Source organism: Luteitalea sp., from assembly GCF_022842525.1.
In the GTDB taxonomy this organism is placed as follows: Bacteria; Acidobacteriota; Vicinamibacteria; order Vicinamibacterales; family Vicinamibacteraceae; genus Luteitalea.
Map to the genome: position 1 here is coordinate 23,722 of NZ_JALHPM010000036.1, position 20,503 is coordinate 44,224.

At 67.5% G+C, this 20,503-nt stretch carries 35 protein-coding genes; 2 read left to right on the plus strand and 33 right to left on the minus strand.

Annotation, left to right across the window (positions count from 1 at the left end; genetic code table 11):
• Window positions 1-37 precede the first annotated feature (37 nt).
• Window positions 38-2,131, plus strand: coding sequence for an elongation factor G (gene fusA / locus Q0C41_RS09835; protein ID WP_291983322.1), 2,094 nt, complete (start codon window positions 38-40; stop codon window positions 2,129-2,131).
• A 9-nt stretch (window positions 2,132-2,140) separates the two neighbouring features.
• Window positions 2,141-3,181 (plus strand): PHP domain-containing protein, encoded by a 1,041-nt coding sequence (locus Q0C41_RS09840; RefSeq protein WP_291983324.1) that lies wholly within the window; start codon window positions 2,141-2,143, stop codon window positions 3,179-3,181.
• Window positions 3,182-3,247: 66 nt separating this feature from the next.
• On the opposite strand, the gene Q0C41_RS09845 is transcribed toward Q0C41_RS09840, so the two are convergent.
• The 33 genes from Q0C41_RS09845 to Q0C41_RS10005 form a co-directional block, all read right to left on the minus strand.
• Window positions 3,248-4,003 carry a DUF6498-containing protein gene (locus Q0C41_RS09845; RefSeq protein WP_291983326.1) on the minus strand — a complete coding sequence of 252 codons (756 nt, stop codon included), beginning with the start codon at window positions 4,001-4,003 and terminating at the stop codon, window positions 3,248-3,250.
• Between the two features lie 281 nt (window positions 4,004-4,284).
• Window positions 4,285-4,845: a 50S ribosomal protein L17 gene (rplQ, locus tag Q0C41_RS09850; RefSeq protein WP_367079189.1), complete on the minus strand. Its 561-nt coding sequence runs from the start codon at window positions 4,843-4,845 to the stop codon at window positions 4,285-4,287.
• Between the two features lie 99 nt (window positions 4,846-4,944).
• Complete coding sequence (locus Q0C41_RS09855) at window positions 4,945-5,925, minus strand: DNA-directed RNA polymerase subunit alpha (RefSeq protein ID WP_291983327.1); 981 nt, start codon at window positions 5,923-5,925, stop codon at window positions 4,945-4,947.
• Window positions 5,926-6,055: 130 nt separating this feature from the next.
• Complete coding sequence (gene rpsD / locus Q0C41_RS09860; RefSeq protein ID WP_291983330.1) at window positions 6,056-6,685, minus strand: 30S ribosomal protein S4; 630 nt, start codon at window positions 6,683-6,685, stop codon at window positions 6,056-6,058.
• 99 nt (window positions 6,686-6,784) lie between these two features.
• Window positions 6,785-7,198 carry a 30S ribosomal protein S11 gene (rpsK, locus tag Q0C41_RS09865; protein WP_291983332.1) on the minus strand — a complete coding sequence of 138 codons (414 nt, stop codon included), beginning with the start codon at window positions 7,196-7,198 and terminating at the stop codon, window positions 6,785-6,787.
• A 3-nt stretch (window positions 7,199-7,201) separates the two neighbouring features.
• On the minus strand, window positions 7,202-7,576 hold the full coding sequence (gene rpsM / locus Q0C41_RS09870) for a 30S ribosomal protein S13 (protein ID WP_291983334.1): 375 nt from the start codon (window positions 7,574-7,576) through the stop codon (window positions 7,202-7,204).
• A 3-nt stretch (window positions 7,577-7,579) separates the two neighbouring features.
• On the minus strand, window positions 7,580-7,693 hold the full coding sequence (gene rpmJ / locus Q0C41_RS09875) for a 50S ribosomal protein L36 (RefSeq protein WP_110173142.1): 114 nt from the start codon (window positions 7,691-7,693) through the stop codon (window positions 7,580-7,582).
• Window positions 7,690-7,938 carry a translation initiation factor IF-1 gene (gene infA, locus Q0C41_RS09880; RefSeq protein WP_291983339.1) on the minus strand — a complete coding sequence of 83 codons (249 nt, stop codon included), beginning with the start codon at window positions 7,936-7,938 and terminating at the stop codon, window positions 7,690-7,692. Before infA ends, rpmJ begins: the two co-directional genes overlap by 4 nt.
• Before the next feature lie 6 nt (window positions 7,939-7,944).
• Entirely contained in the window at window positions 7,945-8,715 is a 771-nt protein-coding gene (map, locus tag Q0C41_RS09885) for a type I methionyl aminopeptidase (RefSeq protein WP_291983341.1), read from the minus strand.
• On the minus strand, window positions 8,712-9,359 hold the full coding sequence (locus tag Q0C41_RS09890) for an adenylate kinase (RefSeq protein ID WP_291983344.1): 648 nt from the start codon (window positions 9,357-9,359) through the stop codon (window positions 8,712-8,714). The genes map and Q0C41_RS09890 overlap by 4 nt, the downstream gene beginning before the upstream one ends.
• Before the next feature lie 35 nt (window positions 9,360-9,394).
• Window positions 9,395-10,780, minus strand: a complete 1,386-nt coding sequence (gene secY / locus Q0C41_RS09895) for a preprotein translocase subunit SecY (protein ID WP_291983345.1) — start codon at window positions 10,778-10,780, stop codon at window positions 9,395-9,397.
• A 114-nt stretch (window positions 10,781-10,894) separates the two neighbouring features.
• Window positions 10,895-11,335 (minus strand): 50S ribosomal protein L15, encoded by a 441-nt coding sequence (gene rplO, locus Q0C41_RS09900; protein ID WP_291983347.1) that lies wholly within the window; start codon window positions 11,333-11,335, stop codon window positions 10,895-10,897.
• Window positions 11,336-11,428: 93 nt separating this feature from the next.
• Entirely contained in the window at window positions 11,429-11,581 is a 153-nt protein-coding gene (gene rpmD / locus Q0C41_RS09905; RefSeq protein WP_291983386.1) for a 50S ribosomal protein L30, read from the minus strand.
• Window positions 11,582-11,663: 82 nt separating this feature from the next.
• Complete coding sequence (gene rpsE / locus Q0C41_RS09910; RefSeq protein WP_291983349.1) at window positions 11,664-12,179, minus strand: 30S ribosomal protein S5; 516 nt, start codon at window positions 12,177-12,179, stop codon at window positions 11,664-11,666.
• Window positions 12,180-12,187: 8 nt separating this feature from the next.
• The gene (rplR, locus tag Q0C41_RS09915; RefSeq protein WP_291983350.1) at window positions 12,188-12,562 is read right to left on the minus strand and encodes a 50S ribosomal protein L18; all 375 of its coding nucleotides are present in this window, start codon (window positions 12,560-12,562) and stop codon (window positions 12,188-12,190) included.
• Between the two features lie 25 nt (window positions 12,563-12,587).
• The gene (gene rplF, locus Q0C41_RS09920) at window positions 12,588-13,124 is read right to left on the minus strand and encodes a 50S ribosomal protein L6 (protein WP_291983352.1); all 537 of its coding nucleotides are present in this window, start codon (window positions 13,122-13,124) and stop codon (window positions 12,588-12,590) included.
• A gap of 12 nt (window positions 13,125-13,136) precedes the next feature.
• Window positions 13,137-13,544 carry a 30S ribosomal protein S8 gene (gene rpsH / locus Q0C41_RS09925; RefSeq protein WP_291983354.1) on the minus strand — a complete coding sequence of 136 codons (408 nt, stop codon included), beginning with the start codon at window positions 13,542-13,544 and terminating at the stop codon, window positions 13,137-13,139.
• A 124-nt stretch (window positions 13,545-13,668) separates the two neighbouring features.
• Window positions 13,669-13,854, minus strand: coding sequence for a type Z 30S ribosomal protein S14 (locus tag Q0C41_RS09930; RefSeq protein ID WP_291983356.1), 186 nt, complete (start codon window positions 13,852-13,854; stop codon window positions 13,669-13,671).
• Between the two features lies 1 nt (window position 13,855).
• Window positions 13,856-14,398 carry a 50S ribosomal protein L5 gene (gene rplE / locus Q0C41_RS09935; RefSeq protein WP_291983358.1) on the minus strand — a complete coding sequence of 181 codons (543 nt, stop codon included), beginning with the start codon at window positions 14,396-14,398 and terminating at the stop codon, window positions 13,856-13,858.
• Window positions 14,395-14,727 carry a 50S ribosomal protein L24 gene (gene rplX / locus Q0C41_RS09940; RefSeq protein WP_291983360.1) on the minus strand — a complete coding sequence of 111 codons (333 nt, stop codon included), beginning with the start codon at window positions 14,725-14,727 and terminating at the stop codon, window positions 14,395-14,397. The genes rplE and rplX overlap by 4 nt, the downstream gene beginning before the upstream one ends.
• A 3-nt stretch (window positions 14,728-14,730) precedes the next feature.
• Window positions 14,731-15,099: a 50S ribosomal protein L14 gene (rplN, locus tag Q0C41_RS09945; protein WP_291983362.1), complete on the minus strand. Its 369-nt coding sequence runs from the start codon at window positions 15,097-15,099 to the stop codon at window positions 14,731-14,733.
• Between the two features lie 10 nt (window positions 15,100-15,109).
• On the minus strand, window positions 15,110-15,364 hold the full coding sequence (rpsQ, locus tag Q0C41_RS09950; RefSeq protein WP_291983363.1) for a 30S ribosomal protein S17: 255 nt from the start codon (window positions 15,362-15,364) through the stop codon (window positions 15,110-15,112).
• A 31-nt stretch (window positions 15,365-15,395) separates the two neighbouring features.
• Complete coding sequence (gene rpmC, locus Q0C41_RS09955) at window positions 15,396-15,593, minus strand: 50S ribosomal protein L29 (protein ID WP_291983365.1); 198 nt, start codon at window positions 15,591-15,593, stop codon at window positions 15,396-15,398.
• Complete coding sequence (gene rplP / locus Q0C41_RS09960; RefSeq protein ID WP_291983367.1) at window positions 15,593-16,021, minus strand: 50S ribosomal protein L16; 429 nt, start codon at window positions 16,019-16,021, stop codon at window positions 15,593-15,595. Before rplP ends, rpmC begins: the two co-directional genes overlap by 1 nt.
• A 12-nt stretch (window positions 16,022-16,033) precedes the next feature.
• Entirely contained in the window at window positions 16,034-16,723 is a 690-nt protein-coding gene (gene rpsC, locus Q0C41_RS09965) for a 30S ribosomal protein S3 (protein WP_291983370.1), read from the minus strand.
• A gap of 18 nt (window positions 16,724-16,741) precedes the next feature.
• Window positions 16,742-17,155, minus strand: a complete 414-nt coding sequence (gene rplV / locus Q0C41_RS09970; protein ID WP_367079190.1) for a 50S ribosomal protein L22 — start codon at window positions 17,153-17,155, stop codon at window positions 16,742-16,744.
• A gap of 10 nt (window positions 17,156-17,165) precedes the next feature.
• Window positions 17,166-17,444, minus strand: a complete 279-nt coding sequence (gene rpsS, locus Q0C41_RS09975) for a 30S ribosomal protein S19 (RefSeq protein WP_291983372.1) — start codon at window positions 17,442-17,444, stop codon at window positions 17,166-17,168.
• Window positions 17,445-17,453: 9 nt separating this feature from the next.
• The gene (rplB, locus tag Q0C41_RS09980; protein ID WP_291983374.1) at window positions 17,454-18,278 is read right to left on the minus strand and encodes a 50S ribosomal protein L2; all 825 of its coding nucleotides are present in this window, start codon (window positions 18,276-18,278) and stop codon (window positions 17,454-17,456) included.
• 12 nt (window positions 18,279-18,290) lie between these two features.
• The gene (locus tag Q0C41_RS09985; protein WP_291983376.1) at window positions 18,291-18,581 is read right to left on the minus strand and encodes a 50S ribosomal protein L23; all 291 of its coding nucleotides are present in this window, start codon (window positions 18,579-18,581) and stop codon (window positions 18,291-18,293) included.
• A 31-nt stretch (window positions 18,582-18,612) separates the two neighbouring features.
• On the minus strand, window positions 18,613-19,233 hold the full coding sequence (gene rplD / locus Q0C41_RS09990; RefSeq protein ID WP_291983378.1) for a 50S ribosomal protein L4: 621 nt from the start codon (window positions 19,231-19,233) through the stop codon (window positions 18,613-18,615).
• A complete protein-coding gene (gene rplC / locus Q0C41_RS09995) occupies window positions 19,234-19,908 on the minus strand; it encodes a 50S ribosomal protein L3 (protein WP_291983380.1) in 675 nt (224 codons plus the stop codon).
• Between the two features lie 88 nt (window positions 19,909-19,996).
• Window positions 19,997-20,332 (minus strand): 30S ribosomal protein S10, encoded by a 336-nt coding sequence (gene rpsJ, locus Q0C41_RS10000; protein WP_110173163.1) that lies wholly within the window; start codon window positions 20,330-20,332, stop codon window positions 19,997-19,999.
• 81 nt (window positions 20,333-20,413) lie between these two features.
• The coding region (locus Q0C41_RS10005) for a hypothetical protein (protein ID WP_367079191.1) at window positions 20,414-20,503 on the minus strand (90 nt) is incomplete at its 5' end.

A 20,503-nucleotide genomic window follows, 5' to 3' on the forward strand; every position in this document is an offset into this window, starting at 1 on the left:
CGCGGGCGTGTAGCTCTTTTCCCCCTCGAGGGTGCTCATGCCCACCTATGCAGCGGCGACCATTCGCAACGTGGCAGTCGTCGGCCACAACGGCTCCGGCAAGACCCAGCTCATCTCCGCCCTGCTGTTCACCGCCGGGGCCACGACTCGCCTCGGACGCGTCGACGACGGCACCGCGCCGACCGATTTCGACGACGAAGCCATCGCCCGCAAGCACACCCTCGCCGCCACGCCGGCCTGGCTGGAGTGGCAGGGCACCAAGGTCAACCTCGTGGACACGCCGGGGTTCGGCAACTTCCTCAGCGAGACGGGCGCGGCCCTGCGGGTGACCGACGCGGCCCTCGTGGTGGTCGATGCGGTCGCCGGCGTCGAAGTGCAGACCGAGCGCGTGTGGGGCCTGGCGTCCGACCAGCAGCTCGCCCGCTTCGTGGTCATCAATCGCCTCGACCGCGAGCGCGCCAGCTTCGCCACCGCCCTCGAGGACCTGCACGCCACCTTCGGCCGCACGCTCGTGCCGGTGCAGTTGCCCTATGGCGAGGAGAAGGGCTTTCGGGGCGTCATCGACCTCGTCGGCCAGCGCGCCTACACCTATGACGGCGGCACCGGCCGCGGCAAGGCCGTCGCCATCCCCGAAAGCATCGCCGCCGAGGCGAGGAACGCCCGCGAGGCCCTCGTCGAACTGGTCGCCGAGGCCGACGATGCGCTGATGTCGCGTTTCTTCGATGAAGGCACGCTGACCGACGACGAACTCGTGACCGGCCTGCGCACCGCGGTCGGCAAGGGCGCCGTGGTCCCCGTGTTCTGCGCGGCGGGTGCCGAGAACATCGGTGCCGATCGCCTCCTCGAGGCGTTGACGCAATACGCCCCCTCCCCGGTGGAGCGGCCCCTGCCGGCGATCCAGGCGGCGGACGCGCAAGCGGTCACCGTCAGCGCCGACGACACGGCGCCGACCCGCGTGTTCGTGTGGAAGACCGTGGCCGACCCGTTCGCCGGCCGGATCTCGCTGTTCCGGGTCGTCACCGGCGTCATCCGCAACGACACCACGCTGTCCAACCTGACGCGAGGATCCCAGGAGCGCATCGCCCACCTGATGGCCCTCCAGGGCAAGACGCAGGCGCAGGTGAACGAACTGCACGCCGGCGACCTCGGCGCCATCGCCAAGCTGAAGGAGGCCCAGACCGGCGACACGCTGTCGGACAAGGCCACCGATCTGACCTTCCCCCCGATCGCGTTCGCGGCGCCGCTCCTGTCGTACGCCCTCGAGCCCAAGACGCGCGGCGACGAGGACAAGATCAGCACGGCGCTGCATCGCCTCCAGGAAGAAGACCCGACGATTCGCACCGACCGCGACCCGCGGACGCACGAACAGCTGATCTCGGGCCAGGGTCAGCTGCATCTCGAAGTGACCGTCGCGAAGTTGAAGCGGCGCTTCGGCGTCGACGTCACGCTCAAGCTGCCGCGCATCCCCTATCTCGAGACGATCACCGCCAGCACCGAGGCGCACGGACGGCACAAGAAGCAGACCGGCGGCCACGGCCAGTTCGGCGACTGCAAGATCCGCGTCGAACCCCTGCCGCGCGGCTCGGACTTCCAGTTCGAGGACGACATCTTCGGTGGCTCGATCCCGCGTCAGTTCGTCCCCGCCGTCGAGAAGGGCATCCAGGAAGCGCGGCTGCGCGGCTTCCTGGCCGGCTTCCCTCTCGTCGACTTCAAGGCGACCGTGTTCGACGGATCGTTCCACCCGGTGGACAGCAACGAGATGTCGTTCAAGATGGCCGGCTCGCTCGCCCTGCGTGACGCGATGACCAGGGCCAGGCCGGTGCTGCTCGAGCCCATCATGCAGGTCGAGGTCTACGCGCCGAACGAGTGTGCCGGCGACCTCATGGGCGATCTCAACGGCCGACGCGGACGCATCAGCGGCATGGAAGCCCGCGGCCACGCGACGACGATCAAGGCGCAGGTGCCGATGTCCGAGATGCTCACCTACGAACAACACCTGACCTCGGCGACCGGCGGACGCGGCTCATACCGCATGACCCACTCCCACTACGAGGAAGTGCCGGCGCATCAGCAAGCCAAGATCGTGGCCGCCCACAAGACCGACCACGGCGTCGAGCACTCGGACGCATAGCCGGTGCCGATGACTCGCCGCCTCCTGCTCTCGTCGATCCTTCTGGGCGCCGCCGCCTTCGCTGTCGCCACCGGCGCGCAGGCGCCGGCGCCAACCCAGTCGTCCACCCTGCGCTGGTTCAAGGGCAACACACACACCCACACCCTGAACAGCGACGGGGACAGCACGCCAGACGAGGTCGTGCGCTGGTATCGCGACCACCGGTACCACTTCGTCGTCCTGACGGACCACAACTACCTGACCTCGGTCGACGGACTCAACGCGCTGCATGGCGCCGACGACAAGTTCCTCGTCGTCAAGGGCGAGGAGGTGTCCTCGGGTTTCCAGGCGAAGCCGCTCCACATCAACGGCCTCAATCCGGACCGGCTCGTGGTGCCGATCCGCGAGGGCGCAAGCGTCGCCGAGGTGGTGCAGAAGAACGTCGATGCCATCCGCATGGCCAACGGCGTGCCGCACATCAACCATCCGAACTTCGGCTGGGCGATCACCGCGGACGACCTCGCACAGGTCCGCAACAACAAGCTGTTCGAGATCTACAACGCGCACCCGATGGTCAACAACGTCGGCGGCTCCGGGCACCCGAGCCTCGAGCAGACCTGGGACGCGCTGCTCTCGCGCGGCATCCTCCTCTTCGGCCTGGCCACCGACGACGCGCACGAGTTCAAGAAGCTCGACGACCTGTCGTCGTCGCGCCCCGGGATGGGGTGGGTGATGGTGCGCGCCGAGACGCTCGACGCGAAGGCCATCGTCGAGGCGCTCGACCGCGGGGACTTCTACGCGTCGACGGGTGTGGAACTCGCGGACTACCAGGCGTCGCCGGCGGCGATCACCGTGAAGGTGAAGCAGAAGTTCTGGGGCAACGGCACCGAGGACAGCATGAAGGCGGGCTACCGCATCCAGTTCATCGGCACGGGTGGCGCCGTGTTGCAGGACGTCGAGGGGACCGACGCCACGTACACGGTCAAGGGCAGCGAAGGCTACGTGCGCGCGAAGATCACCCAGTCGGACGGCAAGGCCGCCTGGACGCAGCCGGTGATGCTCGGGCGCTAGCCAGGGCTCTGGGCTCAGGGCTCTCGGCTCGGCACCGATGGCTCAGGGCTCACGGCTCAGGGCGCTTCAGTCGGGAAGGCGCCGCGGGTCGTCGTGGCCACGCCGATGGCGTGCGTGCGCCGCCGAGTGGCGTGGCGGTGCCTTGGCCGTGTCTCTGACGGCTCCGTCGGGGGTGGTCGGCCCGTCGAACACGACCCCGCGGATGCGCTCGCGTTCCCCGGGCCTCATCGACCCGATGTCCGTGAGCAGCCGGAACGCGAAGAAGATCCACGCAAAGGCCTGCGAGGTGCCGGTGAAGAGCATCACCGGCCATCCAATCAGCATCGTCAGGAAGAGGACGGCCGTCCGGCTCCACTGCCAGGCGGCGGTCGTCTCCAGCCAGTGCACGGTCCGCACCGGTGCGACCACGGCGTCCAGCACCGCCGATGCCAGCAACGCCCCCGCCATCCACGTCGCACGCGACGTGAAGATCTCCAGCGCGCCCTCGAAGCGGCCGGTGTTGGCGTGTTCGATCAGCGTCACGACGCCGAGCATCACGCCACAGACGAGACTGAAGGGCACGACCAGGATCAGCAGCAGCCTGCGGACCTCACGGAGGCGCGTCTGCACGTCGGGCTCGTCCTGGGCGTGCCGGGTCGCGACCCCCAGCCGGACGCCGAGCAGGGTCGAGGCCAGCAGCGTCTCCATCACGAAGAGCAGCATCGCGACGGCGACGCGCCCGTCCTCGACGATGGCGAACGCCGGAAACAGGAACGAGACGACCGCCCAGGCCCCACGCCCAGCGCCCACGCGGCCCAGCAACGACACCAGGGCCCCGGCCATCAGGTCAGCCGCTCCGCGCGCTGGACCCGCTGCGGCCAGGCGTTGTCACGGAGGTGTCGGGGCATGCCCTCATCAACGACGGCCGCGCGCGCGTCGAACGGCTGAGCCGTCCGGCTGGATCGGAGTCTCTGGGGGAGGGGCGGGGCTCGACCGAGCCCGCGGAGGGCCCGCCGAGGCGTCCAGCAAACGAAAAGGGAGCCCTCGCCTGACGGCGGGGCTCCCTTTCGTGTCTTCCAGCGAACGAGACGGCGGCCGGGACGGGGTCCCGTCGACCGTGCCGGTTACTCGGCCTTCTTGGCCGACTTCCGGGCGCGCTTGGGCTTGTCTTCGCCCGTCGTGGCGCCTTCGTCCTGCAGCTTCTTCACCGCCGCGCGGGCGCGGCCGCGAAGGCCCGTCGGCTGCTCGGCGGTCTCGCCGGCCTCGACCGTGCCGGCGTTGGGATCGAACTCACTGCCGACGAGTTCGATCTGCGCCACCTCCGCCGCGTCGCCGCGACGGTGCCCGAGCTTGAGGACGCGGGTGTAGCCACCCGGACGCTCGACGAAGCGCGGTGCCAGCGTGTCGAACAGCTTCGTGACGACCTTCTTGTCGGCCACGTCGCGGGCGACGAGACGCTCGGCGTTCATGCGACGGATCCGACGCTCTTCGTCGGTGCCATCGGTCACGAGGCTGCGCTTGGCGATGGAGATGATGCGCTCGACGTACGGGCGCAGTTCCTTGGCCTTGGGCAGCGTGGTCTGGATCCGCTCGTGGCGGAGCAGCGCCTGGGCCTGATTGCGCAGGAGGGCGATGCGGTGCTCGGTTACGCGTCCGAGCTTGCGATGGGCAACACCGTGTCTCATGGTCCGTTCTCTGCAGGCTCTCGGCTCATGGCTCAGGGCTCACCAGAGGCTGCGGCAGCGTGCCGTGAGCCGTGAGAGCCGTGAGCTGGAGCCTGTTCCCTACTGTGCTGGCTGCTCCACGCTCATGCCGAGGCTGAGACCCATCGTCTGGAGGATCTCCTTGATCTCGTTGAGCGACTTGCGGCCAAAGTTCTTGGTCTTGAGCAGGTCGTTCTCCGTCTTGGCCACCAGTTCCCGGATGGTCCGGATGTTGGCGTTCTTCAGACAGTTGTAGGAACGAACCGACAGCTCGAGCTCTTCGATGCTCTTGTCGAGGTGCTCGTTGCTCTCCTCGGTGAGCGTCGCAGGCGTGGCGTCGCCACCCTCGCCGACCACGACATCGTCGTCATCGTCGCCGCCGAAGATGAAGAGGTGATCGCGCAGCAACTGGGCCGCGAGCTCGATGGCCTCGGTCGGCGACAGCGCCCCGCTGGTGTTCACCTCGAGGGTCAGCTTGTCGTAGTCCGTGTTCTGGCCCACGCGCGCCGATTCGACCAGGTAGTTCACCTTGCGGACCGGCGAGTGGACCGAGTCCACGGGGATCCAGCCGATGCCGAGATCCTCGTCGAAGTTGCGGTCGGCCGACACGTAGCCGCGCCCGTTCTTGAGGCGCATCTCCATGTACAGCTTGCCGCCCTCGGAGACGGTGGCGATGTGCGCATCCGGATCGAGAACCTCGACCGTGTGGTCGACCTCGATGTCGCGGGCGTGCACCGGCCCCGGCTTGTCGATGCGCAGGTACAGCATCTTGGTCTCGTCCCCATGCAGCTTGAACGGGACCTGCTTGAGGTTGAGGATGATGTCGGTGGCATCTTCCACGACGCCCTCGACGGGCGAGAACTCGTGCTGGACACCCTCGATCTTCACCGCAGTGATCGCCGCGCCCTCGATGGACGACAGCAGCACCCGGCGCATCGCGTTGCCGATGGTGGTACCCCACCCGCGCTCGAACGGCTGCGCGGTGAACCGCCCGAACCGGCCGGTCTGGCTCTCGCGTTCAACGTTGAGTCGCTTCGGGCGCTGGAACCCCTTCCACAGCATCGATGTAGTCCTTTCCAGTCAAAAATGGGCCGGGGACCCCGCGCCTGCGCGCCTGAGCCCCTCCTGGCCGCCGCCGGTCGCCCCGGCAGGCTGACGAACCGTTCGGCAGAGTGCCGAACGCGTCCGGCAGCTACTTCGAATAGAGCTCGACGATCAGCTGCTCCTGCACGGGCAGGTTGATCTGCTCACGCGTCGGCAGCGACACCACGCGCCCGGTCCCGGCCGCCGTGTCGACGGACAGCCATTCGGGAACGCCGCGGCCCTTCACTTCTTCGAACGCATGCAGAATCGCCGGATTCTTCTCGCTCGAGGCGCGGATGCTCACGACGTCGCCCTGGCGCAGCTGGTAGGACGGGATGTCCACCTTCTTGCCGTTGACGAGGAAGTGGCCGTGCTTGACGAGCTGCCGGGCCTGGGGACGCGACGAGGCGAACCCGAGCCGGTAGACGGCGTTGTCGAGGCGGCGCTCCAGCAACTGCAGCAGCGTCTCGCCCGTGATCCCGCGCTGGCGGTCGGCCGCCTCGAAGTAGCGGCGGAACTGGTTCTCGAGCACGCCGTAGGTGCGCTTGACCTTCTGCTTCTCGCGCAGTTGCAGGCCGTAGCCGAGCATCTTCGCCTTGCGCGCCTTGCCGTGCTGGCCCGGGGGCAGGTTGCGCTTCTCGATGGCGCACTTCGACGTGTAGCAGCGCTCTCCCTTGAGGAAGAGCTTCATGCCCTCTCGCCGGCAGAGACGGCAGACGGGTCCGATGTATCGAGCCATGTAGCCTTCGTGTCCTTCTCACGACGCGCGCCGGAGCGCGCGGATCGGCACGCAAAATGGGCGTGCCCTCCCTCTTGACGACCGTGGACGCCCGGCGCGCTAGACGCGACGCTTCTTGGGCGGCCGGCAGCCGTTGTGCGGAATCGGCGTGACGTCGCGGATGGTCTTGACATCCAACCCGACGTTGGAAAGAGCGCGGACGGCCGATTCGCGACCCGCACCCGGTCCCTTCACACGAACCTCGATCGAGCGCATCCCGACGCCCTTCGCAGCCGTGCCGGCATTCATGGCCGCCTGAGTGGCGGCAAACGGCGTGCCCTTGCGGGACCCCTTGAAGCCAATCGCCCCGGCACTCGACCAGGACACGACGTTGCCGTCGACATCCGTGATCGTGACCAGCGTGTTGTTGAACGACGCCTGAATGTGGGCCACACCGCTGTGGACCACCTTCTTCTCGCCGCGCTTCTTGAAGACCTTCTTCCGGCCTGCCGCGCCCTTCTTCTCGTCTGCCATGTCCTACACCGTCTTCTTCTTGGCGATGGCGCCCTTGCGCGGGCCCTTCCGCGTGCGCGCGTTCGTCTTCGTGCGCTGACCGCGGACCGGGAGGCTGCGGCGATGCCGCAGGCCGCGGTAGCAGCCGATTTCCATCAAGCGCTTGATGTTGAGCGAGATCTCCTTGCGGAGATCGCCCTCGACGCCACCCACGTCCTCGATGACCTTCGAGATGGCCCGGACGTCCTCTTCGGTGAGGTCCTTGATCCGGATGTCCGGGCTGACGCCCGAGGCCTTGAGAATGTCACCGGAACGCTTGCGTCCGATGCCGTAGATGTAGGTGAGTCCGATCTCGACGCGCTTGGTCCGCGGAAGATCCACGCCTGCGATACGTGCCATGCCCTATCCCTGCCGCTGCTTGTGCTTCTGGTTGTCGCAAATCACCCGCACGACACCGCGTCGCCGGACGATCTTGCACTTCACGCAAATGCGCTTGACCGATGCTCTGACCTTCATGTCTCGCTACCGTCGCTTCCGTTCTGACGGCGGCCACCCGGTGCGAGCCGCCCGATAATCCGGCCGCGCGTGACGTCGAACGGCGACACCCGCACAACCACCCGATCTCCCACCAGGATCCGCACGAAGTTGCGACGGATGTCCCCGGTGCCGTGCGCCATGATCACGTGCCCTGATTCCAGGCGCACCCGATACAGGGCTTGCGGCAACTGCTCGATGACCGTGCCGCGCAGTCCCTCACTCATGCCGCCTCAGCGGCCGCTGGCCATCGCCGCCGGCCGCAGCGTCAGAATCTCGACGCCGTCCGCGGTCACCGCCACCGTGTGCTCGAAGTGCGCCGACAGCGTCCCGTCCACCGTGATGGCCGTCCAGCCGTCCGACAACACCCGCACCGCCGCGCGTCCCGCGTTCACCATGGGCTCGATCGCCAGGACCATGCCCTCCGCCAGACGCGGCCCGCGTCCCCCGGGGCCGTAGTTCGGGATCTGCGGCTCTTCGTGCAACTTCGTGCCGATGCCGTGCCCCACGAACTCCCGCACCACCGTGAACCCCTGGGCCTCCACGTACGCCTGGACGGCCTGGCCGATGTCGGACACCCGCGCCCCCGGCCGCACTGCGTCGATGCCCTTGTACAGCGACGCCTCGGTCACATCCAGCAAGCGCTGGGCCTCGGGGGCAATCGCCCCAACACCCACCGTCACCGCCGAGTCGCCATACCACCCGTCGAGCTTCACCCCCATGTCGATCGAGAGGATGTCGCCCTCCACCAGCGCCTGTGACGAGGGGATGCCATGCACCACCTCGTGATTGCGCGACGCGCAGATGGTCGCGGGAAACCCGCGATACCCCTTGAACGCCGGCTGCGCCCCGGCCACGCCCACCAGGCGCTCGGCCTCGGCGTCGATGCCCGCCGTGGTCGCCCCCGGCACCACCAGCCGCCGCAGGTCCTCGAGGATCCGCGCCACCAACTGGTTGGCGGCCCGCAGCTTCACGAGCTCTTCCGCCGACCGGCAGGTGATCACCGCGTGCCCCCCTCAGCCACCGCCATCGCCGACGCCAGGGCGTCCTTCATGGCGCCCGCCACGGTGTCCGGCGAGACGTTGCCGTCAATCGTGAAGAACGTCGGGCGGTCCTGGTAGTAGTTCACCAGCGGCGCCGTCCGATCCTCGTAAATCTGCAGGCGGTTGCGCACCACCTGCTCGTCATCGTCTGCCCGGGTGACGAGCGCGCCGCCGCAACTGGCGCACACCCCGACATCCGGCTTGGTCGGATCGGCGTTGGTGCCGCAAACCCCGCACACGCGCCGGGCGTGCAGTCGGCCCACCAGCACCTCGACCGGAACCACGATGTGCAGGACGGTCAACGGCGACCGTCCCTCCATCATCTCATCCAGCGCCGCGGCCTGTCCGACCGTCCGCGGGAAACCATCAAGGATAAACCCTAAAGCGACGTCCTGTCGAGAGAGTCGTTCCCGGACGATGGCGATGGCGACCTCGTCGCTGACGAGATGGCCCTGATCGATGCGCGCCCGGGCCTCGAGCCCGAGCTGGGTGCCAGCCGCGGCCGACTCCCGGAGAATGTCGCCGGTCGAAATCTTGGGCACGTGGTAGTGGCGCGCCAGCCGGCTGGCGTGCGTGCCCTTCCCCGCGCCCGGCGGACCGAGCATCACCACATTGAGGCCTGGACGAGCCAACGGGCGGCCTACCCTCTCCGTCCGCGGATGCGGGTCTTCTTCATGAACCCGTCGTAGTGCCGCATGATGAGCTGCGACTCCAGCTGCTGCACGGTGTCCATGGCCACGCCGACGACGATCAGGAGCGACGTGCCCCCGAAGAAGAACGTCACGCCGAGACCGTTGGTGAACCAGCCAGGCAGCGCGGCGTCCAGCGACTCCCCGATGAAGGGAATCGGCGCCACCTTGAAGCCGCTGATCAGGAATTCCGGCAGCAGCGCCACGGCGGCGAGGTACAGCGCCCCCACCAGCGTGATCCGCGTCAGGATCAGGTCGATGTACTCGGCCGTCCGCTTGCCCGGGCGGATGCCCGGCACGAACCCGCCGTACTTGCGCATGTTCTCCGCCACATCGTCCGGGTTGAAGACGATGGCGGTGTAGAAGTACGCAAAGAAGATGATCAGGGCGACCGTCAGCAGGTTGTAGAGCGGCATGCCCCACATCAACTGCTGCGCCGCGCGCTGCACCCAGCTCTCCGGCGGGAACATCCCGGCGATGGTCGCCGGGAACGCCAGCAGCGACGAGGCGAAGATGACCGGCATCACGCCGCCCGTGTTGACCTTGAGCGGGATGTGCGTGCTCGATCCGCCGTACATCCGGCGACCGACGACGCGCTTGGCGTAGTGCACGGTGACACGCCGATGGGCGCGCTCGACGTACACGATCGCCGCCACCACCACCACCATCACCAGGACCAGCAGCGCCAGCCGCAGCAGGCCGATCTCGCCGGTCTTCAGCTGATCGAGGGTCGTCATGACGGCCCGCGGCAGGCCGACGACGATGCCCGAGTAGATGATCAGCGACATGCCGTTGCCGACCCCGCGCTCCGTGATCTGCTCACCCAGCCACATCACGAAGATCGACCCGGTCGTCAGCGTCAGCACCGTCAGCAGGCGGAAGCCCCAGCCCGGGTCGTACACCAGCGGCAGGCCACCGGCGATGTTGGTCTGGCGCTCCAGGAAGATGGCGATGCTCAGCGCCTGCACCACCGACAGCAGGATGGTCCCGTAGCGGGTGTACTGCGTGATCTTGCGGCGACCGAGTTCGCCTTCCTTCGAGATCCGCTCGAGGGTCGGCCACACCACGGTCAGCAGCTGCAGGATGATCGACGCACTGATGTACGGCATGACGCCGAGCGCGAAGATCGTCACGCGCGACAGGTTCCCGCCCGAGAACAGGTCGTACAGGCCGAACATCGTATTGCGCGCCTGCTCGGCCAGCAACGCCAGCGCCTCGGTGTTCACACCGGGCGTCGGGATGTGGTGGCCAATGCGGAACACGCCGAGCACTGCCAGCGTGAACAGCACCCGGGTACGAAGCTCCGGGACGGCGAAGATGTTCCTCAAGCTATCCATCGGTCGTGGTCTCGATGTTTCGGAGGGTAGGGCCGGCCTTGCGAGCCGGCCGACGTGGGCGCCCCGGCGGGGCGCCCGCTACCTTCGACGTGCGACGTGCGGCGTCGGCGAGCCCTACAGGCTCTCGACGGTGCCGCCGGCCGCCTGAATCTTCTGCGCGGCCGCCCCGCTGAACTTGTGGGCCTTGACGTTGAGCGTCTTGGTCAGTTCGCCGCGGCCGAGCACCTTGATCTTCTGGGTGCCCTGCGCCAGCCCCTGACCATGCAGGACCTCCGGCGTCACGTCGGTGTTGGCCTCGAACAGCGCTTCGAGCTGGTCGAGGTTGATCACCGCGTACTCGCTGCGGAAGATGTTCGTGAAGCCGCGCTTGGGCAGGCGTCGGTGCAGCGGCATCTGGCCGCCCTCGAACCCGCGCTTGCGCTTGAAGCCCGAGCGCGACTTGGCGCCCTTGTGGCCTCGCCCGGCCGTCTTGCCATTGCCCGACCCCTGGCCACGGCCCACGCGCTTGCTGGCGTGGGTCGCACCCTTGGCTGGCTTGAGATCGCTCAAATCCATGATGACTCTTTCCTGTCGACCGTCGTCACGCGGCCGTCGGCCTTCGCATGTCCCAAGGCCCAGGGCCGAAGGCCGAAGGCCATCTGATTCCGGCTACTCGACGGTGACCATGTGGCGGACCTTCTGGATCATGCCGCGCATGGCGGGATGATCGAGGACCTCCACGGTGTGCCCAATCTTGCGCAGGCCGAGACCCTTGACGATCTCGCCCTGCTTCTTGTCGTACCCGATCACACTGCGCACCAGGGTGACCTTGAGGGTCTTGCCCTTGGGGGCGGCGAGCGTGGCCGGCTTCTGTCGACGGGGAGTGGTTTCCGACATCACGTCCTCAGGCGTTCAGCAGTTCTTCGACCGACTTGCCGCGGAGGCGGGCAATGGCCGACGGGTCCTTGAGGCCCTTGAGCCCCGCGATCGTCGCCCGCACCACGTTGTGCGGGTTGGCCGAGCCGAGCGACTTGGTCAGGATGTTCTGGATCCCGGCTGCCTCGACCACGGCGCGCACGGCGCCACCGGCGATGATGCCCGTGCCGTCCGGCGCCGGCTTCAGCAGCACGCGCCCGGCGCCGAAGCGGCCGGTGATCTCGTGCGGCACCGACGTGCCCTTGAGCGGCACCCGGACCAGCGACTTCTTGGCAGCCTCGATCCCCTTCTTGATGGCCGAGGGCACTTCCTTGGCCTTGCCGACGCCGAAGCCGACGTGGCCGGCATTGTCGCCGACGATGACCAGGGCGCTGAAGGACAGGTTCTTGCCGCCCTTGACCACCTTGGTGACGCGGTTGATGGACACGACGGTGTCCTTCAGCTCGAGCTGGCTCGCGTCGATGCGATCGCGGAATTCGTACATGTCAGTCCTCAGAACTCGAGGCCGGCTTCGCGCGCGGCTTCGGCGACGGCGCGCACGCGCCCGTGGTACAGGAACCCGCCGCGGTCGAACACGACACGGGTGATGCCCTTCTCCTTGAGCCGCTCGGCCAGGATGCGGCCGATGGCGGCCGCCCCCTTGACGTTGCCGCCCCGCTCGCCCTCGGCGAGCTGGCCCTTCACGGCCGCCTCGGTCGTGCTCGCCGACGCCACGGTCGTACCGCTGGCATCGTCGATGGCCTGGACGTAGATGTGCGCCACGCTGCGGAACACGGCGACCCGCGGCCGTACCGCTTCACCGCTCAGCTTCTTGCGCAGGCGCAGGCGGATGCGCTCGCGTCGGTCCTTCTTGGTTTCGATCTTCACGGCAGCTTCTCCGCTTCAGCGCGCGTTACTTCGCGCCGGCCTTGCCGGCCTTCTTCTTGAGCACTTCGCCGGTGTACCGGACACCCTTCTGCTTGTAGGGGTCCGGCTTGCGCAGCGACCGCATGTTGGCGGCCACCTGGCCGACCATCTGCTTGTCGATGCCCGTCACCGTGAGATGCGTCAGCTTCTCGATGGCCACGTCGATGCCCTGCGGCAACGGGAAGACCACCGGGTGCGAATACCCGAGCGCGAAGTGCACGTCGCGGCCCTTCACCTCGGCACGGTAGCCCACGCCGACGATGTCGAGTTCCCGCTTGAACCCCTCCGACACGCCCTGGACCGCATTGGCCACCAGGGTGCGGCCGAGGCCGTGGAACTTCCGCATCTCGCGCGCCTCGCTGATGCTCGTGACGATCTGGCCGTCCTCGAGCACCATCGTGACGCCCGGAGGCAGCACCTGCGACAACTGGCCCTTGGGCCCCTTCACCTCGACCAGGCCGTCCTTCAGCGTGACCTGCACACCCTTGGGGACGGGGATCGGCTTCTTGCCAATTCGAGACATGTTCCTCAGTCCTTACCAGACGTTGCAGAGCACTTCGCCGCCGACGCCGGCCTTGGTCGCCTCGCGTCCCGTCATCACGCCCTGCGACGTGGTCAGGATCGCGGTGCCGAGCCCGCCGAGCACCGTGGGGACGGCCTCGCGGCCGAAGTAGACGCGGCGGCCGGGGCGGCTGACGCGCTCGAGCCCGGAGATGACGCGTTCACCGCGCGGTCCGTACTTGAGGGCGATCCGCACCACCTTCTGCGGCGAGTCCGGGGTGGTCGGGTGGTCGATCACCTTGAAGCCGCCGATGTAGCCTTCGGCCTCCAGGATGCGGGCGATCTCGAGCTTCAGCTTCGACACGGGCACGTCCACGCGCGTGTGGCGCGACTGGACGGCATTGCGAATCCGCGTCAGCATGTCGGCAATCGGGTCAGTCATACCTTGTCCTCGGTGGGCCGGGCGCGGCACGGGACTCCCTGGTCCTCGGCCTGCGCACCACGGCAGCGCGGTTCCCGGCGGTCATGCGACCGTCGCGGGCCTGCACTCCCGGCCCTGCTGTGGCTTACCAGCTGCTCTTGGTCACACCCGCGACCTCGCCACGCAGGGCGAGCTCACGGAAACACAGACGGCACAGGGCGAACTTGCGCATGTACGCCCGCGGTCGGCCGCAGCGGCCGCACCGGTTGCGGGCGCGGACCTGAAACTTCTGGACCTTGTGTTCCTTGGCAATCTTTGCGGTTGTCGCCATGTCAGCTCTGCCTGAACGGGAATCCGAGGAGCTGCAGCAGGCGCCGCGATTCCTCGTCGGTCTTCGCCGTGGTGACCACGGTGATGTTCATGCCGCGCGGCTTGTCCACGCGCATGTAGTCGATTTCCGGGAAGAGCAGCTGGTCCTTCAGCCCGAGCGTGTAGTTGCCACGCCCGTCGAAGCCCTTCGTCGGGATACCCCGGAAGTCGCGCACCCGCGGCAGCGACATCGAGATCAGGCGATCGAGGAAGTCGAACATCCGCTCGCCACGCAGCGTGACCATCGTCCCGATGGGCATGCCCTGGCGGACGCGGAACTGGGCAATCGACTTCTTCGCGCGCGTCACGACGGGCTTCTGGCCCGCGATGCGCATGAGTTCGTCGGCCGCGACGTCCACGATCTTCGCGTTCTGGGTGGCCTCGCCGAGCCCGAGGTTGATCACGACCTTCGTGATCTTCGGGATCGCCATCACGTTGGCGTACCCGAATTCCTTCTGCAGGGCGGGCGCCACCTCACCGGTGTAGCGCTCCTTCAGCCGGCTCATTTGTCGATCACTCCGCCGTCCTTGCGTCGGCTGACACGGACCTTGCGACCGTCGCTCTCGATGCGCATCCCCACGCGGGTGCGCTTGCCCGAGGCCGGGTCCACCAGCATCACGTTGGAGGCGTGAATGGACGCCTCCTGTTCCACGATGCCGCCCTGCACCTGCTTCTGGGGGTTCGGCTTCGTGTGCCGCTTGGCGAGGTTCAAGCCCTCGACCACCACCCGGTTGCGATCGGCATCCACCAGGGTCACACGTCCACGCTTGCCGCGATCCTTGCCGGCGATGACGATGACCTCGTCGTTCTTGCGAATCCGCTTCAAGCCAGCCATCGCCTACAGCACCTCTGGGGCGAGCGAGATGATCTTCATGAACTTCCGCTCGCGCAGTTCGCGCGCCACCGGCCCGAACACACGGGTGCCGATCGGCTCGCCATCGTCCTTCACCAGCACCGCGGCGTTGCGGTCGAAGCGGATGTAGCTGCCATCCTTGCGGCGCTGTTCCTTGCGCGTCCGCACGATGACCGCCTTGACCACCTGCCCCTTCTTCACGTTGCCGTCCGGCGCCGCTTCCTTCACCGACGCGGTGACGATGTCACCGAGCCGCGCATACCGTCCCGTCGACCCACCCACCGGGTTGATCACCGAGATCTTGCGCGCGCCGGAGTTGTCGGCCACGTCCAGGATCGATCGCATCTGAATCATCGCGTTCCTCCTAGATGACCTTCGCCTGCTCGACGATGCGCGTCACCACGAACCGCTTGCGGCGGCTGAGCGGGCGGCTCTCGACGATCGCGACCGTGTCGCCGACCTTCGCGGTATTGGCCTCATCGTGCGCCATGAACCGTGACGTCTTGCGCTGGCCCTTGCCGTACACCTCGTGACGCACCTGACGCGTCACGGCGACGACGACTCCCTTGTCCATCTTGTCGCTGACGACGCGACCGACGATTTCTGCCTTGGCTGCCATAGCTCGCTTCCTGCTCTCTCCGCGGCGCGCCCTAGCGGGCGTCGGCCTTCTGCCGCAGCACGGTCTTGAGCCGCGCCAGATCCCGACGCAGGTCCCGGATCTGCAGCGGCCTGTCCAGCTGTCCCATCGCCTTGCGAATCCGCAGCGTGAACAGTTCCTTGTCGATCTCCGCCGCGCGCTGCTCAAGCTGCTCGACGCCGAGGTCCTTGAACTCCGCTACCTTGGCCATCACGCCTGCTCCTGCTGTGCTGCGAACCGCGTCGCAAACTTGGTGAGGATGGGCAGCTTGGCCGCCGCCAGCTCCATCGCACGGCGTGCCGTCACCTCGTCCACCCCCTCCATCTCGAAGAGGATGCGACCCGGCTTGATCACGCACACCCAGGCTTCCGGGGCGCCCTTGCCCTTACCCATACGGGTTTCCTGCGGCTTCTTCGTGATCGGCTTGTCCGGGAACACCCGGATCCAGATCTTGCCGCCGCGCTTGATGAAGCGGGTCATCGCGATACGTGCCGCTTCGATCTGGCGCGCCGTCAGCCAGCAGGGCTCGAGCGCCTTCAGCCCGTAGTCACCGAAGGAGACATCGGACCCGCGCCAGGCCTTGCCTGTCATGCGTCCCCGCTGCTGCTTGCGGTACTTGACCTTCTTGGGCATCAACATGGCGAATCGTTCCTATCCCCGACCACCCGCGGCACGCCGCGGCGACCGGTACTGCTCCTCCTCGCGACCGAACTTGGGCACGAGGCGCTCTCCCTGGAAGAGCCACACCTTCACACCGATGGCGCCATAGGTGGTGCGCGCCTCGGAGAAGCCGTAGTCGATGTCGGCACGCAGCGTCTGCAGCGGCAACTGGCCGTGCAGATACCACTCCGACCGTGCGATCTCGGCGCCGTTCAGGCGACCCGACACGCGCACCTTGATGCCGCGCGCGCCGAACCGCAGGGCCGACTCCACCGCCTTGCGCATCGCCCGGCGGAAGGCAATGCGCTTCTCGAGCTGCATGGCCACCGACTCCGCGATGAGCTGCGCATCCAGTTCCGGCTTCTGGATCTCCTGGATGTTGATGAACACCTCGCGGTTGGTGCGCTTCTGCACCTGCGCCTTGAGCTTGTCCACCTCCGCACCCTTGCGGCCGATGATGATGCCCGGCCGACTGGTGTGGATGTCGATCTTCAACTTGTTGGCGGCCCGCTCGATCTCCACCTTCGACACACCCGCATGCGCGAACCGCTTCTTCAGGTCGTCGCGCAGCTTGAGGTCCTCGTGGAGCAGCTTCGCGTAGTCCTTGTCCGCGAACCACCGCGAGCGCCAGGTCTTGTTGAACCCGAGCCGGAACCCGTAGGGATGAACCTTCTGGCCCATGAAACTTCGTCCTCGTTCCTAGTTGCTGTCGGAGCCAGCGGCCTTGCGCGCCCGCGGCTTGGTGGGGGCCTGAGGGGCCCGGCGACGCACAGGTCGCTCGGCCACCTGCACCGTCAGGTGCGCCGTCCGCTTCACGACGCGGAACGCACGACCCATCGGGGCCGGGCGGACGCGCTTGAACGACGTGCCCTGGTCGGCATACGCGGCCGACACGTAGAGACGCTCGACGTCGCCGCCAAAACCCTCGGCCTGCTGGGCATTGGCAATCGCCGACTTGAGCAGCGTGTGGATGCTCTTCGCCACACCCTTGGTGGAGAACTTGAGCGTCGCCAGCGCGCTGGTCACGTCCTTGTTGCGGATCAGCTCCAGCACCAGCCCGGCCTTCTGGGCCGAGGTGCGGACGCTGCGGGAGGTCGCTGTCGCTTGCACCATCGTCGTCTCCCTACCTCGAGGCCTTCTCGGCCTTCAGGGGGTGCCCCTTGAAGGAACGCGTGGCCGCGAACTCGCCCAGCTTGTGGCCGACCATGTTCTCGGTCACGTACACCGGCACGAACTTCTTGCCGTTGTGCACCGCCAGCGTGTGCCCGATCATCTCGGGAATCACCGTCGAGCGCCGCGACCAGGTCTTGACGACCTTCTTCTCGTTGGCAGCATTCATCGCCTCGATCTTCTCGAGGAGCGGCGTGTCGATGAACGGGCCCTTCTTCAGCGATCTGCTCATGATTCCGGCCTACTTCTGCCTGCGCGTGACGATGAACGCGTCGGTCGCCTTGCGGTTGCGCGTCTTGTAGCCCTTGGTCGGCACGCCCCACGGCGTCACCGGGTGACGGCCGCCCGAGGTCTTGCCCTCGCCGCCGCCGAGCGGGTGATCCACCGGGTTCATGGCCACACCGCGGACGTGAGGGCGCTTGCCCAGCCACCGGCTGCGTCCCGCCTTGCCGATCGACACGTTCTCGTGGTCCACGTTGCCCACCTGGCCCACCGTGGCGTAGCACTCCATGTTCACCAGGCGCACTTCACTGGACGGCATGCGCAGCGTGGCGTACTCGCCTTCCTTCGCCACCACCTGCACCGCCGCGCCGGCACTGCGCGCCATCTGCCCGCCCTTGCCCGGCCGCAACTCCACGTTGTGCACGACCGTGCCCAGCGGGATGTTCTTCAGCGGCAGCGCATTGCCCGGCAGGATGTCGGCCGTCACGCCCGCGATGATCGTGTCGCCCACCTTCAACCCCACCGGGTGGAGGATGTAGCGCTTCTCGCCATCGGCATACGTGATCAGCGCGATGCGCGCCGAACGGTTCGGGTCGTACTCGATCGTCGACACCTTGGCCGGGATGTCACGCTTGTCCCGGCGGAAATCGATGATGCGGTAGGTCCGCTTGTGCCCACCGCCGCGCCACCACGAGGTCAACTCGCCGTGGTTGTTGCGGCCGCCCGACTTCTTCAGCGGCTCGGTGAGCGGCTTGTAGGGCTCGGTGGCTGTGATTTCGTCGAAGGTCTGGACCGTCTGGAAACGGCGACCGGGCGACGTCGGATTGTACGTGCGAACTGGCATGGTCGTCCTCGCTTACGCGATCTCCAGGATCTCGGGGACCTTCTGGTCGGCCTGGAGTCGAACGTAGGCCTTCTTCCAGTCGCTGCGGCGTCCCACGAAGCGGCCCTGGCGCTTCAGCTTGCCGCGCTGGCTCGCCGTGCGGACGGCCGCCACCTTGGCGCCGAACAGCTGCTCGACGGCCTGCTTGATCTCCACCTTGGTGGCGTCCATGTGCACTTCGAAGGCCAGCACGTTCCCCAGCTCGCGCTGCAGGGTGCTCTTCTCGGTCACAAGGGGCCGGCGGATGACGTCGGTGAGTTTCATGATTCCTCGTCGCGGGTCTGCGGCTCGCGCCTCAGGCCAGCGCCTCCTGCAGGCGCGTCAGCGCCGCCTGGCTCGCAATGACCGTCGCGCAGTCCATCACGTCGCGCGCCGTCACCCGGTTGGCCGGCACCAGCCGGACACCCGCGAGATTGCGCGTCGACAGGACCAGCGCATCGGTGGGCTCCACGTCGATGACGAGCGTCTTGCGCACGTGCCCCAGGCCCTTGAGCAACTGGGCCGCCGCACGCGTCTTCGGCTCGCTCACCGCCAGCGCGTCCACGACCACCATCTGGCCGTCGCGAATCTTGGCCGCCAGCGCGTCACGAAGGGCCCCCTTGGCCATCTTCTTCGGGAAGGCGTAGCCGTAGTCGCGGGGCTGCGGGCCGAGCGTCGTGCCGCCCTTGCGCCAGATCGGATTGCGCACGTCGCTGACGCGCGCCCGACCGGTGCCCTTCTGCTTCCACAACTTGCGCCCCGACCCGGCGACTTCGCCGCGCGTCTTGGTCGCATGCGTGCCGCGCCGGCCCTCGGCCTGCTCGTGCCGCACGGCTTCCCAGATCAGGTCCGTGCGCACGCGGTTGCCGAACACCTCGTCACGCAGGTCGAGCCCGCCGACCTTCTGGTTGCTGGTGTTGACGACGTCGAGATGCATTTACTTCTTCCCCTTCTTCGTCTCGACCTGCGGCACACGCACCGGCTTGGCCTTGCGCGCCTTGCGGATCAGAACGATGCCGTTGCGCGGCCCGGGCACGGCCCCCTTGATCAGCAGCAGGTGGTTGTCGCCATCCACGCGCACGATCTTCAGGTTGTGCACGGTCACGCGGTCGTAGCCCATGTGGCCCGCTGCCCGCATGCCCTTGACGACGCGCGAGGGGTACGACGACGCACCAATCGAGCCCGGCGCCCGGTGGAACATCGAGCCGTGCGAGGCGGCGCCGCCGGCGAAGCCGTGGCGCTTCATCACACCCTGGAAGCCCATGCCGCGGGAGGTGCCGATCACGTCGACGACTTCGCCGTCCGTGAACAGCGCCGAGGCCAGCACTTCACTGCCGGCGGTCACGCCATCGCCCGTGATGGTCACCTCGCGACGCACGCGCGTCGGGGGCACGTTGGCCTTGGCGTAATGGCCCTGCAGGCCCCGGCTCACCTTGGCCGGCTTGTCCTCGACCAGCCCGATCTGGGCGGCCGCATAGCCGTCGCTCTGCGCGGTCTTGGTCTGCACCACCACGCAGGGTCCGGCCTTGATCACGGTGACCGGGGTCACGACGCCGTCAGCGCCGAACACCTGCGTCATCCCGATCTTCTTGCCGATGATTCCCGTCACCATCGTGTGTCTACCACCCTCTGGATCCGTATCTCGCCGACGCCCTCGCAGCACTGGCCGGGGGGCAGGCGGATCGCCAATCCGAAATCGTTTACTTGCCGTGTTCCTTGCCGAACGCCTTGATCTCGACGTCGACGCCCGCAGGCAGATCCAGCTTCATCAGCGCGTCCACCGTCTGCGGGGTCGGCTCGAAGATGTCCACGAGACGCTTGTGCGTCCGGATCTCGAACTGCTCCCGCGACTTCTTGTCCACGTGCGGCGAGCGCAGCACCGTCCACTTGTTCTTCTCGGTGGGCAGCGGCACCGGACCCGCCAGGCGGGCTCCCGTGCGACGGGCCGTGTCCACGATTTCCGTGGTGGACTGATCGAGCACCCGGGCGTCGTACGCCTTGAGGCGGATGCGGATCTTTTCGCCAAATCCAGACATGTTGTTCTCTTTCGTGGGTAGGGACGCCTCTCCGAGGCGTCCGTCACCGGCCGGCTCGGAGAGCCGGCCCTACCCGGGGTATTACGCCAGGATCTCGGTGATGGTGCCCGCACCCACCGTACGCCCACCCTCACGGATGGCGAACCGCAGGCCCTTCTCCAGCGCCACCGG

Coding starts and splice junctions, on each gene's coding strand:
- fusA (WP_291983322.1), top strand. CDS start 38: ATGCCCACCTATGCAGCGGCGACCATTCGCAACGTGGCAGTCGTCGGC.
- Q0C41_RS09840 (WP_291983324.1), top strand. CDS start 2,141: ATGACTCGCCGCCTCCTGCTCTCGTCGATCCTTCTGGGCGCCGCCGCC.
- Q0C41_RS09845 (WP_291983326.1), bottom strand. CDS start 4,003: ATGGCCGGGGCCCTGGTGTCGTTGCTGGGCCGCGTGGGCGCTGGGCGT.
- rplQ (WP_367079189.1), bottom strand. CDS start 4,845: ATGAGACACGGTGTTGCCCATCGCAAGCTCGGACGCGTAACCGAGCAC.
- Q0C41_RS09855 (WP_291983327.1), bottom strand. CDS start 5,925: ATGCTGTGGAAGGGGTTCCAGCGCCCGAAGCGACTCAACGTTGAACGC.
- rpsD (WP_291983330.1), bottom strand. CDS start 6,685: ATGGCTCGATACATCGGACCCGTCTGCCGTCTCTGCCGGCGAGAGGGC.
- rpsK (WP_291983332.1), bottom strand. CDS start 7,198: ATGGCAGACGAGAAGAAGGGCGCGGCAGGCCGGAAGAAGGTCTTCAAG.
- rpsM (WP_291983334.1), bottom strand. CDS start 7,576: ATGGCACGTATCGCAGGCGTGGATCTTCCGCGGACCAAGCGCGTCGAG.
- rpmJ (WP_110173142.1), bottom strand. CDS start 7,693: ATGAAGGTCAGAGCATCGGTCAAGCGCATTTGCGTGAAGTGCAAGATC.
- infA (WP_291983339.1), bottom strand. CDS start 7,938: ATGAGTGAGGGACTGCGCGGCACGGTCATCGAGCAGTTGCCGCAAGCC.
- Q0C41_RS09890 (WP_291983344.1), bottom strand. CDS start 9,359: ATGCTCGGTCCGCCGGGCGCGGGGAAGGGCACGCACGCCAGCCGGCTG.
- secY (WP_291983345.1), bottom strand. CDS start 10,780: ATGGATAGCTTGAGGAACATCTTCGCCGTCCCGGAGCTTCGTACCCGG.
- rplO (WP_291983347.1), bottom strand. CDS start 11,335: ATGGATTTGAGCGATCTCAAGCCAGCCAAGGGTGCGACCCACGCCAGC.
- rpsE (WP_291983349.1), bottom strand. CDS start 12,179: ATGTACGAATTCCGCGATCGCATCGACGCGAGCCAGCTCGAGCTGAAG.
- rplF (WP_291983352.1), bottom strand. CDS start 13,124: ATGTCTCGAATTGGCAAGAAGCCGATCCCCGTCCCCAAGGGTGTGCAG.
- rpsH (WP_291983354.1), bottom strand. CDS start 13,544: ATGACTGACCCGATTGCCGACATGCTGACGCGGATTCGCAATGCCGTC.
- Q0C41_RS09930 (WP_291983356.1), bottom strand. CDS start 13,854: ATGGCGACAACCGCAAAGATTGCCAAGGAACACAAGGTCCAGAAGTTT.
- rplE (WP_291983358.1), bottom strand. CDS start 14,398: ATGAGCCGGCTGAAGGAGCGCTACACCGGTGAGGTGGCGCCCGCCCTG.
- rplX (WP_291983360.1), bottom strand. CDS start 14,727: ATGGCTGGCTTGAAGCGGATTCGCAAGAACGACGAGGTCATCGTCATC.
- rplN (WP_291983362.1), bottom strand. CDS start 15,099: ATGATTCAGATGCGATCGATCCTGGACGTGGCCGACAACTCCGGCGCG.
- rpsQ (WP_291983363.1), bottom strand. CDS start 15,364: ATGGCAGCCAAGGCAGAAATCGTCGGTCGCGTCGTCAGCGACAAGATG.
- rpmC (WP_291983365.1), bottom strand. CDS start 15,593: ATGGCCAAGGTAGCGGAGTTCAAGGACCTCGGCGTCGAGCAGCTTGAG.
- rplP (WP_291983367.1), bottom strand. CDS start 16,021: ATGTTGATGCCCAAGAAGGTCAAGTACCGCAAGCAGCAGCGGGGACGC.
- rpsC (WP_291983370.1), bottom strand. CDS start 16,723: ATGGGCCAGAAGGTTCATCCCTACGGGTTCCGGCTCGGGTTCAACAAG.
- rplV (WP_367079190.1), bottom strand. CDS start 17,155: ATGGTGCAAGCGACAGCGACCTCCCGCAGCGTCCGCACCTCGGCCCAG.
- rpsS (WP_291983372.1), bottom strand. CDS start 17,444: ATGAGCAGATCGCTGAAGAAGGGCCCGTTCATCGACACGCCGCTCCTC.
- rplB (WP_291983374.1), bottom strand. CDS start 18,278: ATGCCAGTTCGCACGTACAATCCGACGTCGCCCGGTCGCCGTTTCCAG.
- Q0C41_RS09985 (WP_291983376.1), bottom strand. CDS start 18,581: ATGAAACTCACCGACGTCATCCGCCGGCCCCTTGTGACCGAGAAGAGC.
- rplD (WP_291983378.1), bottom strand. CDS start 19,233: ATGCATCTCGACGTCGTCAACACCAGCAACCAGAAGGTCGGCGGGCTC.
- rplC (WP_291983380.1), bottom strand. CDS start 19,908: ATGGTGACGGGAATCATCGGCAAGAAGATCGGGATGACGCAGGTGTTC.
- rpsJ (WP_110173163.1), bottom strand. CDS start 20,332: ATGTCTGGATTTGGCGAAAAGATCCGCATCCGCCTCAAGGCGTACGAC.